Source organism: Emcibacter sp. (assembly GCF_963675455.1).
Taxonomy (GTDB): domain Bacteria; phylum Pseudomonadota; class Alphaproteobacteria; order Sphingomonadales; family Emcibacteraceae; genus Emcibacter.
In genome coordinates, this window is the sequence record NZ_OY776217.1 from 1,105,860 (window position 1) to 1,121,431 (window position 15,572).

The 15,572-nt window shown below is 55.4% G+C and carries 14 protein-coding genes; 13 read left to right on the forward strand and 1 reads right to left on the reverse strand.

Features of this window, described 5'->3' with window-relative positions:
- The first annotated feature begins 86 nt into the window (after positions 1–86).
- The 9 genes from ACORNT_RS04920 to ACORNT_RS04960 all read left to right on the forward strand — a co-directional run bounded on the left by ACORNT_RS04920 (position 87) and on the right by ACORNT_RS04960 (position 11,553).
- Positions 87–485, forward strand: a complete 399-nt coding sequence (locus ACORNT_RS04920) for a hypothetical protein (RefSeq protein WP_321396146.1) — start codon at positions 87–89, stop codon at positions 483–485.
- A complete protein-coding gene (locus tag ACORNT_RS04925) occupies positions 482–1,927 on the forward strand; it encodes a sodium:solute symporter family protein (protein ID WP_321396149.1) in 1,446 nt (481 codons plus the stop codon). Before ACORNT_RS04920 ends, ACORNT_RS04925 begins: the two co-directional genes overlap by 4 nt.
- A 109-nt stretch (positions 1,928–2,036) precedes the next feature.
- Positions 2,037–3,128: a hypothetical protein gene (locus tag ACORNT_RS04930; protein WP_321396152.1), complete on the forward strand. Its 1,092-nt coding sequence runs from the start codon at positions 2,037–2,039 to the stop codon at positions 3,126–3,128.
- A gap of 64 nt (positions 3,129–3,192) precedes the next feature.
- Positions 3,193–5,205 carry an asparagine synthase (glutamine-hydrolyzing) gene (gene asnB, locus ACORNT_RS04935; protein WP_321396155.1) on the forward strand — a complete coding sequence of 671 codons (2,013 nt, stop codon included), beginning with the start codon at positions 3,193–3,195 and terminating at the stop codon, positions 5,203–5,205.
- Positions 5,206–5,487: 282 nt separating this feature from the next.
- Positions 5,488–7,707, forward strand: a complete 2,220-nt coding sequence (locus ACORNT_RS04940; protein ID WP_321396158.1) for a TonB-dependent receptor family protein — start codon at positions 5,488–5,490, stop codon at positions 7,705–7,707.
- 131 nt (positions 7,708–7,838) lie between these two features.
- Positions 7,839–8,234: a hypothetical protein gene (locus ACORNT_RS04945; protein WP_321396160.1), complete on the forward strand. Its 396-nt coding sequence runs from the start codon at positions 7,839–7,841 to the stop codon at positions 8,232–8,234.
- A 25-nt stretch (positions 8,235–8,259) separates the two neighbouring features.
- On the forward strand, positions 8,260–8,829 hold the full coding sequence (locus ACORNT_RS04950; RefSeq protein ID WP_321396163.1) for a hypothetical protein: 570 nt from the start codon (positions 8,260–8,262) through the stop codon (positions 8,827–8,829).
- Between the two features lie 50 nt (positions 8,830–8,879).
- Complete coding sequence (locus tag ACORNT_RS04955) at positions 8,880–9,560, forward strand: ZIP family metal transporter (RefSeq protein WP_321396166.1); 681 nt, start codon at positions 8,880–8,882, stop codon at positions 9,558–9,560.
- Between the two features lie 118 nt (positions 9,561–9,678).
- Positions 9,679–11,553: a PAS domain-containing methyl-accepting chemotaxis protein gene (locus ACORNT_RS04960; RefSeq protein WP_321396169.1), complete on the forward strand. Its 1,875-nt coding sequence runs from the start codon at positions 9,679–9,681 to the stop codon at positions 11,551–11,553.
- 81 nt (positions 11,554–11,634) lie between these two features.
- On the opposite strand, the gene ACORNT_RS04965 is transcribed toward ACORNT_RS04960, so the two are convergent.
- Positions 11,635–12,423, reverse strand: a complete 789-nt coding sequence (locus tag ACORNT_RS04965) for a cyclase family protein (protein ID WP_321396172.1) — start codon at positions 12,421–12,423, stop codon at positions 11,635–11,637.
- A 279-nt stretch (positions 12,424–12,702) separates the two neighbouring features.
- On the opposite strand from ACORNT_RS04965, the gene ACORNT_RS04970 reads away from it, so the two are divergent.
- Genes ACORNT_RS04970 through ACORNT_RS04985 form a run of 4 tightly spaced genes read left to right on the forward strand, consistent with a single transcriptional unit; the run spans position 12,703 to position 15,569 of the window.
- Entirely contained in the window at positions 12,703–13,170 is a 468-nt protein-coding gene (locus ACORNT_RS04970; RefSeq protein ID WP_321396173.1) for a MarR family winged helix-turn-helix transcriptional regulator, read from the forward strand.
- Positions 13,167–13,982, forward strand: coding sequence for an enoyl-CoA hydratase family protein (locus ACORNT_RS04975; protein ID WP_321396176.1), 816 nt, complete (start codon positions 13,167–13,169; stop codon positions 13,980–13,982). The genes ACORNT_RS04970 and ACORNT_RS04975 overlap by 4 nt, the downstream gene beginning before the upstream one ends.
- A gap of 2 nt (positions 13,983–13,984) precedes the next feature.
- Entirely contained in the window at positions 13,985–15,160 is a 1,176-nt protein-coding gene (locus tag ACORNT_RS04980; RefSeq protein WP_321396179.1) for an acyl-CoA dehydrogenase family protein, read from the forward strand.
- 13 nt (positions 15,161–15,173) lie between these two features.
- Positions 15,174–15,569, forward strand: a complete 396-nt coding sequence (locus ACORNT_RS04985; protein ID WP_321396183.1) for a RidA family protein — start codon at positions 15,174–15,176, stop codon at positions 15,567–15,569.
- The last annotated feature ends 3 nt before the right edge of the window (positions 15,570–15,572 follow it).

A 15,572-nucleotide genomic window follows, 5' to 3' on the forward strand; every position in this document is an offset into this window, starting at 1 on the left:
TCAGGAGAAACTGGTCGTTTCAGGCGACGCAATGAATCTTTATGGTAATTCGTGTTATAACCATAGCAGTCCTCTTCCTGGCATCCTTGTCTCCAGTACTGGCCGGCCCTCTCCGGATCGCCGATGACGGTTTGTCCGCAGGGTATGTTACCGTGGCCTGGCCGGCGGCATCGGGAACATATTTTCAGCTCGAATTAAAATCAGAGGCTGGCTGGCGCAGCATCTATGCCGGTCCCGACCGGGCCACCACTCTGAGCGGCCTTGCCAACGGAACCTATCTGTTGCGGCTGAAATCTGAAGGCAATGCGCTCGCCGAAAATGATATTCTGGCAATTACGGTCAGGCATCATCCTCTTGACCAGGCGCTCGCCTTCTTCTGGGGTGGAGCCGTGATCTTTGTCGTTCTTGTCACCCTTCTGGCTGTCGGCAACAGCAGGGAGGCGGAGGCCTCCACAAGGCCGGGCGGACGGAGTGAATTTTTATGATGAATGCGGATGCTGTAATGCCGGCGGGCCTTGCCTGGTTCATTATAGGAGCTTTTTCCCTGCTCTGGATCTGGCTCGGCTGGTGGCTGGGACGTAAAAATGACAGCCTTGAAGATTATATGCTTGCCGGGCGCAAGGTCGGCATGGGGTTTGCCGTGGCGACGGCCATGGCGACCTGGGTGACCAGCAATACAACCATGACCGCACCACAACTTGCCTATCAACTTGGTGTCTGGGGTATGGCCGGTTATTCCCTTGGCGCAGTGGGTCTACTTCTTTTTGCTCCCCTGGCCAGGCGGATCCGCAACATGATGCCACAGGGTTATACCAGTGGGGACTTTATCCGCCTGCGATACGGCAGGACGACCTGGCGGGTTTTCCTGCTGATCTCCCTGTTCTACAGTTTCGGCTGGCTGATCAGTCTGGGCATGGCCGGCGGACTTCTGATCAACGCCCTGGCAGGGATTCCCTATGTCTATGGCATGACGGTGATTGTTCTGATTTGTACCCTGTATACGGTATTCGGCGGCCTCCGGGCGGTGATCGGCACCGACTTTGTGCAGACTCTGCTGATCCTGGTGGGGATCATCCTGCTGGCGGTTCTGGTGATCAATGAGGTTGGCTTTGAAGCCATTCACAGCCGTCTTCAGGAAGAACGCCCCGAGCTTCTGAACCTTTTGTTGCCCGCCTCCATCATGTTCCTGTTTAATAATCTGTTTTTCGGCGTCGGCGAGATTTTCCATTCAAATGTCTGGTGGTCACGGGCCTTTGCCTTTGCGCCGGGTGTCGGCTTCAGGGCTTATCTTCTGGCCGGCCTGTTCTGGTTGCCGATCCCCATCGTCGCCGGCTTTATCGCCCTGGCGGCCCCGGCGCTCGGCATTAATGTGCCGTCCCCGGATATGGTGGCGCCGCTGGTGGCCGGAAAGCTGTTCGGCCTGACGGGGGCGATTCTGGTGTTTGTCGTGGTTTTTGCCGCCCTGGCGTCCAGTCTCGACAGTGTTCTGGCGGCGACCAGCGACCTGATCGTGAAGGACATTTACAAGGGACATTTCCGCAAGGCTGCCGGAGATGCAGAACTGCGCAAGGCAGCGGTCTGGATTATCCTGGGCCTTGGCCTGTTCACCTGGGCGCTGAGTTTGCCGCGACTGGCCACCCTGGGTTCGCTTCTGCATTTTACCGGAGCTTTCGTGGCCAGTACAATATGGCCGATCGCTATCGGTCTGCTCTATCGCCGTGGCGGCGGTCGGCTGGCGACTCTTGCCATGCTGGCCGGAACTGCCAGTGGTCTATATGCCTACTTCGCCATCGGATTTTATGTCGCGGCGCTTGTTTCCGCAGCGGTTTCGATGGTCATTATGCTGTTTGCTTTCGCTTGCCGAACCTCATTTGACTGGGCCCGGCTTGGCGAAAACGGTGAAATCAAAAATGGAGAGATAAAATGATTTCCGTCCTCGGACTGGAGGCTCTTGTGGTGCCGGCCCTGGCACTCACCTGTGTGGCCCCGGTTGTCCTTGTCTATCTGGTGCTGCGTGACATTCGGGAGAAGTCCTTATGGTAGGTGCGGAAAAGGCCATCACGGAAGGGGCGGCTTCCTTCGAGCGGGAACGTCCGGATATCTACGGTGACGCCCATCCCCGGGATCTTCTCAGGGCGATTACCGAGGAGCATGAGCATCTGCAAGCACTTGCCAACCGGCATGTGGCCTCGGCAGCCCAGTTTGAACGTGACCAGCTGTTGCAGCTGTTCCGGCTGGCGGCCAAATATGAAGCCAATCCGGACCGCTTTCTCACCCCGATCAAGCCCCTGTCCGGCAAGCTTCTGATCAGCGCTTTCTATGAGCCATCAACCCGGACCCGGCTCAGCTTCGAAAGCGCCTGGCACCGTCTCGGCGGCGATATCATGTCCATTACCGACCGCACAACCACGGGGATCGCCAAGGGCGAAAGCCTGTCCGATGTGGCCGAGATGTTCAACAATTACGGCGACTGTGTGGTGCTCAGGGACAGCAATGAGGATTCTGTCATGCAGATGATGCAGAGCCTGCGCATCCCGATCATCAATGCCGGCAACGGCACTGATGAGCATCCGACCCAGGCGATGGCGGACCTATACACCATACTTAAATGGCGCCCCAACCTGCTGGCGGAAAAGGCCCGCGAACGTATCCGGATCGGCATTATCGGCGTGCCCTGCCGCATGCGCACGGTGCGCAGTCTTCTCAAGCTACTGTCGCGTTTCCCGGGCATGCTCAAGGAAGTGGTGGTAATCCACGACGGACAGGACAGGGAACTTTACAGCAGGGGCCAGAAGGAGGCCCTGGAAGAAGACGGCCTGAAGCTTAGGGAAAGTACCAATCTTGACAAGGAACTGCCCGGTCTGGACGTGGTCTATATCAACGCGATCGCCTGGGTGAAGGATGATTTCGAGGTTATGGGCAGCGAACTCAAACTAAACAGCAAGTCACCGCTTAAATCTACGGCAATAATCCTCCATCCGCTGGCCCGGGGGGACGAGCTTTGCACATCGCTGGATGATACGCCCCATAACTGGTACTTCGCCCAGGCCCGGGGAGCGGTGTTCATGCGCATGGCGTTGCTGACCTGCATGGTGCAGCGGACTGAAATGGTGATGGACGTTCTTTGAGGCCGTTCCGTATCCGATACATAACCCTTTGATTCAACTTCATAGCTAGAGAGCAGACAATATCATGTGCGGCATCGCCGGAGTATTTTATCTCGACAAGGAACGCCCTGTTAATCCCCAGATCCTGGCTAATATGGCGGCCATTCAGTATCACCGCGGACCGGACGGTTTCGGGGTGGAGGTGATGGAGGGGAAGGGCGTCGGATTTTCCCATGCCCGTCTGTCTATTATTGATCTTGATGAGAACCGGGCGCGCCAGCCTTTCCGCGCTGCGGATGACAGCCTGCTTCTGGCCCACAACGGCGAGTTTTATGATTATCAGAGGATCAGGACTGACCTGACCAGCCGGGGCGCCCGTTTCGCGACCAAAAGCGACAGTGAGATTATCCTGCATCTTTATCCCCGCTTCGGACTTGAAGAAACGCTCCGCCGTCTGCGCGGCGAGTTCGCCTTTGCCCTTTATGATGAGAAGGAAGACGCCCTGCACCTGGTGCGGGATCGTTTCGGGGTAAAACCACTCTATTATCATGCCAGTGATGACGGCGTTGTTTTTGGCTCCGAAGTCAAGGTGGTCATGGCCCATCCGGATGTCCCGCGCAGTTTTAACAACGAAGGTGTCCTGCACCAGCTGATGCAGGTCATGGTGCCGGGAACAACCGCCTATGACGCCATTCACCAGGTCAAGCCCGGTCATGTGGTGACCTTCCGCCGGCAGGGACCCGGATACCAGATCGAAGATCGACCCTATTGGGATTTTGAGTTTCCCGAAGCCGGGTATCACCTGGAACCGAAAACAGAAGAGGACAGCATCGAGATCGTTCGCGAGGGCCTGACAGAGGCCGTGCGGCTGCGTCTTGAGGCGGACGTGCCGGTCGGCTGCTATTTGTCCGGCGGGGTGGACAGCTGTTCGATCCTTGGCCTGTCTGCCGCCATGCGCCAGGAACCGGTCAAGGCCTTCACTATCGGCTTTACCGATGCGGATTATGACGAGACGCCGATCGCCCAGGAGATGGCGCAGGCCACCGGTGCCGATCAGGATATTCTGCGGCTCGACGGCAGTCACCTATACGGCCATTTCGAAAAAACCATCTGGCATACGGAACGCACCATTTATAATACCCTGGCGGTGGCCAAATTCCTGATGAGCCGGCATGTCCGCGATGTGGGCTACAAGGTTGTGGTCACCGGAGAAGGATCCGACGAGCTGTTTGCCGGTTATCCTTCGTTCCGGCAGGACCTGTTCCTGCACGGGCTGGAAGACCTTGATATTTCAGAGCGGCAGAAATGGGAAGCCATGCTGGGGGAAAGCAACGCCCTGTTCAAGGGCGCCATGCTGGCCGCTGAACAGCATGATGATGTTTATCTGACCGACCGTGTCGGTTTTACACCGAGCTGCCTGCAGCCCTGGCTGAGTTGTGAAGAGACAGCGCGGACCATATTGAATGGGGACCGTCGGGCGGAGCTTGCCGACTATCATCCGGGACAGGCCATTGCTGAACGGCTCGACCGCAATATGCTGGACGGCCGTCACCCGCTGGACCGGGCGCAGTATGTCTGGTCCAAGACCATGCTTGAGGGGCAGATCCTGACCTGGGGCGGCGACCGGGTGGACATGGCCAACAGCATGGAGGCGCGCCCCGCCTTCCTTGACCATCACCTGGCTGAAGCAGCAACACGTATTCCGCCGCTGCACAGGATCAAGGGACCGCGGGAAAAATATGTGCTGAAAGAAGCCATGAAAGGTCTGCTGCCGAAGACCCTCTATGAGCGCGAGAAATTCGCTTTCATGGCGCCGCCCGCGACCATCAACAGGGAAAAATGGTCAGCAATGATGGAACTGGCGGCTGATTTCCTGAGCGAGAAAGCAATATTGGACGCAGGCGTACTTGATACTTCAGGGGTCCAGGGACTGATCGGCGAAGCCCAGGATGATCATACGCCCCGGGCCCGCAAGGTTCAGCTGGACGCCATGATCAACCATATGCTGGGCGTTCAGATCCTGCACCGGAACATGATTGCCACAGATATTCCGGCCCTTGCCCATAAGCGGGCGCAGGAGCTGGGCTGGGTTGTGTGATCCATACGGCGTAAGGTCGGCCGTTGCTCATGAATATAATATATTGATTTCTGACAGGTCTGGCAGGCGCGCCTCCTGCCTATTCCTTTTGTAGAGTGATTATTGAGCCACTTGTCCTGTGGCCTGTGCAGGATTCCGGGATCCTGCCGGTGCGAACGCCTGATTTAACTGAACTCGAATTCTCATATATGCTTATAATAACTACTTGCATTTGCATATTTGCGGTGCTAGTGATCTCCCTTGTAATTAATAATAATTCTGAGTTACTGGAGGGCGTTTTCCATGAAATCTGTTTTGTATTCGGGTGTTGCATCGATGGCTGTCGGCATCACCCTGACCGGCAATGTGTCTGCAGCGGAAGCCACGTTCGATACAATTGATGGTATGGAAAGGATTCAGGTGATCGGCAAGAGCTCGGGGCGGGAGAAGATTCCCGGCTCGGCCCTGCGTCTCGGCAAGGAAGACCTGGAAGTTTTCAAATATGAAGATATCCTCCGCACCCTGCGCCTGGTGCCGGGGGTCAACATTCAGGAGGAAGACGGCTATGGTCTCCGGCCCAATATTGGTTTGCGCGGGTCCGGGGTGGAACGTTCCGCCAAAATTACCCTGATGGAAGATGGTGTGTTAATCGCGCCGGCTCCCTATGCGGCGCCTTCGGCCTATTATTTCCCGACAACAGCCCGGATGGAAGCGATCGAGGTACGCAAGGGTTCTGCAGCGGTTAAATTCGGCCCGCGTACCGTGGGCGGGGCGATTAATCTGGTCAGCCGGTCGATCCCGGAGGAGTTCTCGGGCTTCGCCGACGGCCGTATCGGTGAGGATGGCCTTTATACCCTGCATGGCGCTATAGGTGGGTCCGGTGACCATGTATCCGGGGTTGCCGAGTTTTTTCATTCCGAGAATGACGGTTTCAAGCATTTGCCAAACGGCGCCGATACCGGCTTTGAGGTCACGGATTTTATGGGCAAACTGCGTATCAGTTCCGACGAGGAGGCGTCAGTTCCCCAGTCCCTGGAATTTAAAGTTTCCAAGACGGACGGTGATTCCAACGAGACCTATCTGGGCCTGACCGATGCGGACTTTGCCGCTGATCCCTATCAACGATATGCGGCCAGCGCGCTGGATAATATCGATACAGACCACCAGCAGTTTCAGGTCACCCACACAGCTGATTTTGGCGGTGTGCAGGTGGTTACAGTGGCCTATTACAATGAATTCGAACGTGACTGGTTCAAATTCCAGGATATTCGCAATGCAACGGTGTCCTCGTGCGGCAGCGGCAGTTACGTGCTGGCGAATCCGGTGGAATGTGTCACGGAACTGGCCTGGCTCAAAGGGGAAGCCGACAGCGCCGAGGGTGCTATTCGAATCCGTCACAACGCCCGCAGCTATGAAGCCAAGGGCATCCAGTCCCTTGTTGCCATTCCGTTCGAGACCGGTACAGCTGATCATGATCTGGAATTTTCTGTCCGCTATCATGAGGATTTCGAAGACCGGCTGCAATATCATGAAAGCTTTACCATGATAGATGGCCAGCTTGTTTATGCCTCCGAGGATGAAATCGGTTCAGCCGGCAATCGCCTGGTCAGCGCCAATGCCTGGGCCTTTTTTGCCCAGGATACCATTTCGGCCGGTAACTGGACCATTGTGCCGGGGGTGCGTTTTGAACGTATCCGCCTGAATCGTTCCGACTGGGCGGCGGGTGATGCAGATCGCACCGGAGCCCGGACAGACCGGGACGAAACCAGGGTGGATGCCTTCATTCCGGGTATCGGGATCAGTTACAGGGTGAATGATGGTCTCACGCTGACCGGCGGCCTCTATAAGGGTTTCAATCCGCCGGGCGCCGGGAGCGCCGACGCCATTGAGGAAACAAGCCTGAATATAGAACTCGGGTTTGTCTATAAAACCGGCAGTTTCTATATGGAATCCATGGCATTCTATTCCGATTATGACAATATACTCGGCACCTGTACGGCCTCTGTCGGCTGTGAGGCTGGTGAAATAGGTGATCAGTTTAATGGCGGTAACGCCCGGATCCTGGGCCTCGAACTTGTGGGGGGATACGATATCGATGCAGGAGACGGCTGGACCGTTCCACTTCAGTTCAACTATACCTATACCGATGCGGAATTTTCCTCCAGCTTTGACAGCGAGTTCTGGGGCGATGTGGCGGACGGTGATGATTTCCCTTATTTGTCCGAACATCAACTCACTCTCAGTGTCGGTGTGGCTCATGAGCGTTTCAGCGCCACGGCCCAGGTGAATTACGTTTCCGAGTCCCGTGCCCGGGCCGGCAGTGGTGACATCCCGGCAGATGAGAAAATCGATGGCCGGGTGGTTGTAGACCTTTCCGCTCATTATCAGCTTGTCAGGAATGTGGAGCTGTTTGCCAGTCTGCATAACCTGCTTGACGAAGTCTATTCCGTGGCCCGCCGCCCTATCGGCTTGCGCCCCGGCAAGCCACGGACGGCCGTTGGTGGCGTAAAGGTCAGTTTCTGAGGAAGAAACCGTCGGGGCTCGCCAGATAAACGGGATATTCCCCAGATGCCGATAGACAAGTACACCGTGTATCTGTTAAATTTACGGGGATGTAATTCCTGTAAAATGACAGACAAGGGGGACTTGCCTGCATGGCGACTGACCAGAATATTCCCGAGTTGAAGAAAAATCTGAATGAACTCCTTTCAGAGCTTCATGTGATTCTGTCCGAAAATAAAAACCAGCTTGAACAGGCCGAGATCAGGGATGACCTGCTGAAACTTCTTGCCTGGGCGGAAAGCGCCTATGCGGGCAGTGCCAGGGCGGAAAAGCTGCTGGAAGGCAAGGGTCCCGGCCTTGTGGATCAAATGAGGGACTGGATCGAGCTTGTGGGGAGGGAATATATGGATATGGAAGACGAAAGTCCCACAACCGCCCCCGCCGGTGAACCTGACCCGCAGAAACTCTATGAAACGGCCGGCAAACTCGAAGAAGTGATTGAGACATTGTCTCATTTGAAGGAACAAGCCGAACGAAGCCAGAAATAACCTCTCTAACCGAAAGGAATGCAGGATGACCGGGTCTGAAAAACATGTAAAAACCATTCTTGAAGCAGTTGGTGTATTTGATGATGTGAGAAGCCTGCAGGCGGCAGTGGATGATCTCCAGGAGCATGGCTTTATGCGACAGGAACTGAGTGTGCTGGCCGGGGATAAAGCCATTGAGGAAAAACTGGGTCACATCTACACGCGTGTTGAAGAGGCTGAGGATGATCCGGAAGCGCCGCGCACAATTTTTGTGCCGCTGGAAAATATCGGCGATGCGGAAGGCGCACTGATGGGCACACCGCTTTATATTGCCGCGACCTCGGCAACTGCAATCACCGTTGCTTCCGGCGGCACTGTTCTGGCGGCGATCCTGGCCGCCGCCGCCGCCGGCGCGGTGGGTGCCGCTATCGGGACGATCCTGGCCGGCTTGGTGGCCAAGAACTATGCGGACGAAATTCAGGAGCATATTGACCACGGCGGGTTTCTGTTGTGGGTTAATCTGCGCTCTCCTGATTTGGGTGACAAGGCCCGCGAAATACTGGGCAAACATTCCGCCCATGATGTCCATCTTCATGAAATTCCGCTGGCCGGATGATTGGGGCAGCCTTCTGGCCCCCGTTTATAGCGGGAATGCTGGCGGCCTGTGTGACAACGACCGGCCTGCTGGTGATCCGGCGGTTCGAAGACTGGGCAAACCGGAACAGTATCTATTTCGCCAGTTTCGCGGCCGGCGTGCTGATTTCAGTGTCGTTTCTGCACATCGTTCCCCGCGCCATCGGCATGACAAGCCAGGCCCCGGTTTTCCTGCTTGTCGGCTATTTGATTCTCTATGCCTGCAATCGTTTCATTACGGCCTATGTCTGTGACAGTCCGGAAAGGGCCCGCTATGGCATCGGCCTGGTGCCCCTGCTGGGCATCGGGCTGCATTCCTTTATCGACGGCATGGTCTATAGCGTAACCTTTACGGTTAGTATCTTTACCGGGACCCTGGCGGCAGTCGGTATGATCCTGCATGAGTTTCCCGAAGGGATTGTGACCTATGTTCTGTTGCGCAAAAGCGGCATAGGGGCGCGTCGCGCCTTTGTCTGGGCCTTTTTGGCCGCCGCGATTACAACGCCGCTGGGGATGCTTGTTTCCTATCCCCTGATCAGCCGCATCGACGATATCGTGCTGGGTAACTGCCTGGCGCTTTCCGCCGGCGCCCTGATCTATGTGGGGGCCAGCCACCTTTTGCCGCGGGTGGAAGCCCAGCCCGGAAGATACAGCTTTATCACCTTGCTGGCCGGGATTCTGGTGGCAGTTTTCATTGTTCTTAGCGCCCTTTAAAGCACACTATAATCATGTATAATTAGTTAACGCTGTATTTACTAATATATTATATAAAACCATTCTAAGTTAGCATGAATTCACTAGCTTTTTTATAGTAATTAGTAGGAGTAGTGTGGTGTTTGGTAAACTAAAAAATAATATGGGCTATGCAAAGGGTGTCGGTCAGGCTGGGGATACGCTAAAGGCGCTGGCAAATTCCCAGGCCATAATCGAATTTACTCCTGAGGGGAAAATTCTGGATGCCAACCAGCTCTTTCTCGATGCAGTTGGTTATGATCTTTCCGAAATCAAAGGGCAGCATCACAGTATGTTTGTTTTGCCCGCCTACAGGGAAAGCGGTGACTATAAGAAATTCTGGGAAAACCTCAGGCAGGGCAAACATCAGTCAGCAATTTTCAAACGTATCGGCCAGGGTGGCCATGAGATCTGGCTGCGGGCAAGCTATGTCCCGATAAAGAATTCTGCAGGCAAGGTCGTTAAGGTGGTGAAGTTCGCCACTGAAATTACCGAATTCCAGAACAACAATATTGATGCGGACGGCAAACTGAAGGCCTTGGACCGCGCCCAGGCGATTATTGAATTTGAGCTGGACGGGACAATCATCACCGCCAACGAGAATTTTCTGAAGACGATTGGCTACAGCCTGGAGGAAATCCGGGGAAAAAAACACGGCCTGTTTGTCGAGGAAAACTACCGCAACAGTCGGGACTACCAGACATTCTGGGAAGAACTGCGGGCCGGAAAACACAAGAGTGCTGAATATAAACGCATTGGCAAGGGCGGCAGGGAAATCTGGCTGCAGGCAACCTATAATCCGATCGTGGATGATGAGGGTGTTCCCTATAAGGTGGTCAAATTTGCCAGTGATATTACTGACCAAAAACTGCGCACCGCTGACCATGAGGGCAAGATCGATGCCCTGAACAAGGCCCAGGCGGTTATTGAGTTTGACCTGGAGGGAACCATTCTGACCGCCAATGAAAATTTCCTGGCGGCAGTCGGTTATGGTCTTGGTGAAATCAAGGGCAAGCACCACAGCATGTTTGTGGAGGCAGAAGTCAAGTCCAGCGATGCCTACAAAAAATTCTGGGAAGACCTGGCCCATGGCACTTTCCAGGCCGGGGAATATAAGCGTGTCGGCAAGGGCAGCAGGGAAATCTGGCTTCAGGCCACCTATAACCCGATCCTTGATCCGGAAGGGCGCCCCTTCAAGGTTGTGAAATTTGCCACGGATATTACCAATATGATCAAAGCCCGGCAGGAACGGGAGCGTGTAGGAGCATTGGTAGATGAGAATCTCGACAAGATCCTCAGGACAGTCGGTGAGGCCAATGTGAAGGCCGGTTCGGCCGCCAGTGCCTCTACCCAGACCGATTCAATGCTTCAGGTGGTGGCAGCTGCGGCCGAGGAACTGAATGCATCCATTCATGAAATCACCGAAAGTGTGACCCATGCCCGCAAGGCGGCGGATCAGACCTTCACCGAAACGGAATCCATCAATTCATCGACCATGGAACTGAGCGATGCGGCGGAAGCCATGAACCGGATCGTGGTCCTGATCGAGGATATCGCCTCGCAGATTAACCTGCTGGCGCTGAACGCCACGATCGAATCCGCCCGTGCCGGTGAAGCCGGAAAGGGCTTCGCCGTTGTCGCCGGTGAAGTGAAAAACCTGGCTACGCAGGTGACTGATGCCATTGGTCAGATTTCCGGCGAAATCAATCGCATGCAGAATGTTTCCAGTGATGTGGTAACTCGCCTGGGTTCCATCAGTTCATCAATCGGTGGTCTGCAGGATAATGTGAATGGTATTGCTGACGCCATTGAGGAACAGGGCGCGGCCACCCGTGATATTTCCTCCAACATGCAGACGGCGGCAACGGCCGTGGCGGACGTCAACCAGAACCTGAATGAATTGTCCGGGAATATTGATGTGTCCAACCGCTATGCCCAGGAAGGCATTGACCTTTACCGAAGTCTTCAACAGTAACCGGTCATCAAACAGACAACCTAAAAAAACGCCCGGAACTTCCAGGCGTTTTTCTGTTGGTGGATCGGGGTATTAATCTGTTTATTTCTTCGGCGCCAGGGCGATAACGCGCAGCGGGCTGCCGGAACCGTCCTCCACTTTCAGCGGGCAGGCGATGATCACCGCGCCTTTGGCCGGCAGCAGGTCCAGGTTGGTCATGCACTGCAGGCCGTATTTGCCGGCGCCGTGCATATAATGGTGACAGGGATACTGGGGCTCAAAGGCAAAGGCCTGGCCGGCGTCGGTGCCGACACATTCGGTGCCGAAGCCAAGCACGTCTCGTTCGTTCACCATGAACAATGTTGCTTCGGTATCCGGACCCGGGGAATGGGCGCCGTCTGCCTGCATGTTGGTATAGTTGCCGGCCGGGGCCACCTTGCGCCAGTCGGAACGCAGGAACACCCAGGTGCCGGGTTCGATCTTGCCGTTCTTTTCCTCCCACTTGAGCAGGAAGTCTTTGGTCAGGATGAAACCCGGATCAGCGGCCACTTCCTTTGAACAGTCAATCACATTGACCGGGGCGATGAAATCCGTAAGCGGCATGGTGTCAACGGAGTTGTTGGGCAGGTCCTTGCCGGTGACCCAGTGAACAGGGGCGTCGAAATGGGTGCCGGTATGTTCGCTGAAGGAAAGATTGTGCCAGTACCAGGCCGGCCCGTTTTCATCATAGCGGGAAATCACTTCCTTTTTGAAGCCCCAGGCCTGTCCGAATTCTTCCGGCAGCTGAATGGTCGGATAGTCGGCCCGCAGGGTTTCCGTCAGGTCGATGACTTCAAGCGAGCCGGAGGCCAGCGCATTGACAAGCAGATCATTCACATTGGTTTCAGTCATATTTCATTCCCATCCTGGTTTGTGTGTCTCCCCCCGTTGAAGGCGGGTTTTGACATTTTTCCGGTCTGGAGACAGGTCAAATGCCGATTTACTTTATTTATAAACTAAAATGGTTTTCCCTCGTACCATTTTGTACAACTATAATAATATAGCCAATAATTGGATTTGACAAATTTTATTTTAATACTAAAATATATGACATATTGTACGGGATGGCTGGATCATTATCAAGTGGCCTTTTCCTTTTGACACACCAGCAAACGATGGGATACTCCGGGTATGAATGAACAGGAAAGGAATATGAAAACCCTGCGCACCTGGCTTGCCCTGTTGCGGGCGTCCAACACTATAAAGAAGGATATCGATTCGAAGCTGCGGACGCAATTCGGTATATCCATTTCACGGTTTGACATTTTGTCAGCCCTGGAACGGGGTGGCCGGAACGGTCTCAGGGCCGGTGAATTGTCGCGCCAGCTTTTTGTCAGCGAAGGCAATACAACCCAGGTGATCGGCAAGCTGATACAGGAAGGGCTTGTCCTCAAGCGCAATGATGCCAGTGATGCCCGGGTGGTGATTTATTCCCTGTCCGATGAAGGCAAGGGGTTGTTCGAGGAAATGGCGGACAAGCACCGCAAATGGATCAATGAGACTTTCAGGGAATTTTCGGAAGACGATCTTTCCGTGCTGCAGGGACTGCTCGGTCAGTTGCCGCCGCTAATGTCAAACAACGAAAAGGATGTGGCATGAGCCTTGACCCCAAAACATATAAACCCGAACATTTCCTCTGGCAGTTTGAGGATGGCGTCGGCCGGGTGGCGCTGAATGTGCCGTCCCAGAAAAACCCGCTGACTTTTGAGTCCTATGCGGAGCTCCGGGATTTCTTCCGCGAGCTGGTTTATATTGATGAAGTCAAGGCCATTGTGTTCGGCAGCACCGACGGCAATTTCTGTTCGGGCGGTAACGTGCATGACATTATCGGCCCGCTGATCAAGATGGACATGATCGGGCTTTTGAAATTCACCCGCATGACCGGCGATCTGGTCAAGGCCATGCGCGGCTGTCCGCAGCCGATCATCGCGGCAGTAAACGGCATCAGCGCCGGGGCGGGTGCCATCATCGCCATGGCTTCCGATTTCCGTTATGCCACGCCGGAGGCGCAGACTGCTTTCCTGTTTAACCGGGTCGGACTGGCCGGCTGCGACATGGGCGCCTGTGCCATATTGCCGCGCATCATCGGCCAGGGCCGGGCCAGTGAGCTTCTGTTTACCGGCCGGGCGCTGGGCGCCGAGGAAGGCGAGCGCTGGGGGTATTTCAACCGGGTCATCCCGGCTGACGAGATCGAGGAAGAAGCCATGAAGATGGCGCGCCGGCTGGCCAGCGGTCCCACTTTCGCCAATGGCATCACCAAGAATCAGTTGAATATGGAATGGGATATGAGCCTCGATACGGCCATCGAAGCCGAAGCCCAGGCCCAGGCCATCTGCATGCAGACCGAGGATTTCGCCCGCGCCTATCATGCTTTTGTGGCCAAGGAAAAACCGGTTTTCGAAGGGAATTGACAATGTCCGACCAAAGTTATCTCGACTGGCCGTTTTTCGAGGATCATCACCGCCAACTGGCCGCGGACCTGGATGCCTGGGCCTATGCCAATCTGCCGGCCATTGTCGATGCGGAAGGGGCCCACGGGAATGTGGATGACACTTGCCGCACGCTGGTGCGGGTGATGGGTGAGGCCGGCTGGCTGCGCTATGCGGTGCCGGCGGCTTACGGTGGCGTGCATGAGAATTTGGATGTACGTTCGCTGGCGCTGATCCGGGAAACCCTGGCCCGGCATTCCGGACTTGCTGACTTTGCCTTTGCCATGCAGGGGCTGGGCTCCGGCGCCATCAGCACTTTCGGCTCGGACGAGCTCAAGAAGGCCTATCTGCCCGATGTGGCCTCGGGAAAGAAGATCGCCGCCTTCGCCCTGTCTGAAACAGATGCGGGATCCGACGTGGCGGCCATGCAGACTTATGTGGAGCGGGACGGCGACGGTTTTGTGGTCAATGGGTCAAAGACCTGGATTTCAAACGGCGGCATTGCGGATTTCTATACTCTGTTCGCCCGCAACGGCAGGGACGGCAAAAAGATGAGTGCCGTTGTTGTTGACAAGGACTGCGAGGGCTTCAGCATTGCCGACCGCATTGATGTGATCGCGCCACATCCGCTTGGCACTCTTGCTTTTGACAATTGTAAGGTTTCTGAAGATCGGCAGATCGGCAGTGATGACGAAGGCATGAAGATCGCGCTCGGCACCCTGGATATTTTCCGCACCACCGTCGGCGCGGCGGCGCTTGGCTTTGCCCGCCGGGCCCTGGACGACGCCACCGAACGGGCCATTAGCCGCAAAATGTTTGGCGCCACCCTGTCCGACCTGCCCATTGCCCAGGAAAGGCTGGCGGAAATGGCGCTGGATGTGGATGCTTCGGCGCTGTTGGTCTACCGCTCAGCCTGGGTCAAGGATGTCAAGAAAACCCGGGTCACCCGCGAGGCGGCCATGGCCAAGCTTTATGCCACCGATCAGGCCCAGCTTGTGATTGACAAGGCGGTGCAGCTTTTTGGTGGCCTTGGCGTGACTAAAGGCGTAAAGGTGGAAGAGCTCTATCGGGAAATCCGGGCTCTCAGGATTTACGAAGGCGCATCCGAGGTTCAGAAAATCGTGATCGCCAGACAGCATTTGCAGGATAATAAAAAGTAAGAAAGTACAGAATATGAGAGAAGTTTTGCAGCCGGAAGGCTGGCCCCGGCCAAAGGGATATGCCAATGGTATCATGGCGACGGGCAGGATGGTTTTTACCGCCGGTATAATCGGCTGGAACGAGCGGGAAGAGTTTGAGCATACTGACCTGGTCGGCCAGTTGCGGCAGGCCCTGATCAGCACCAAAGCCGTCCTTGCGGAAGCCGGTGCAACGCCCGAGCATATTGTACGTATGACATGGTATATCACGGACAAGAAAGAATATACCGACAACCTTGCGGACATCGGCGCCGTCTGGCGCGAGGTGCTGGGCAAGGTCTTTCCCTGCATGGCCTGTGTGCAGGTTGTCGCCCTGATCGAAGATGCAGCTAAAATTGAAATTGAAACAACCGCAGTATTACCTGACTAAAGC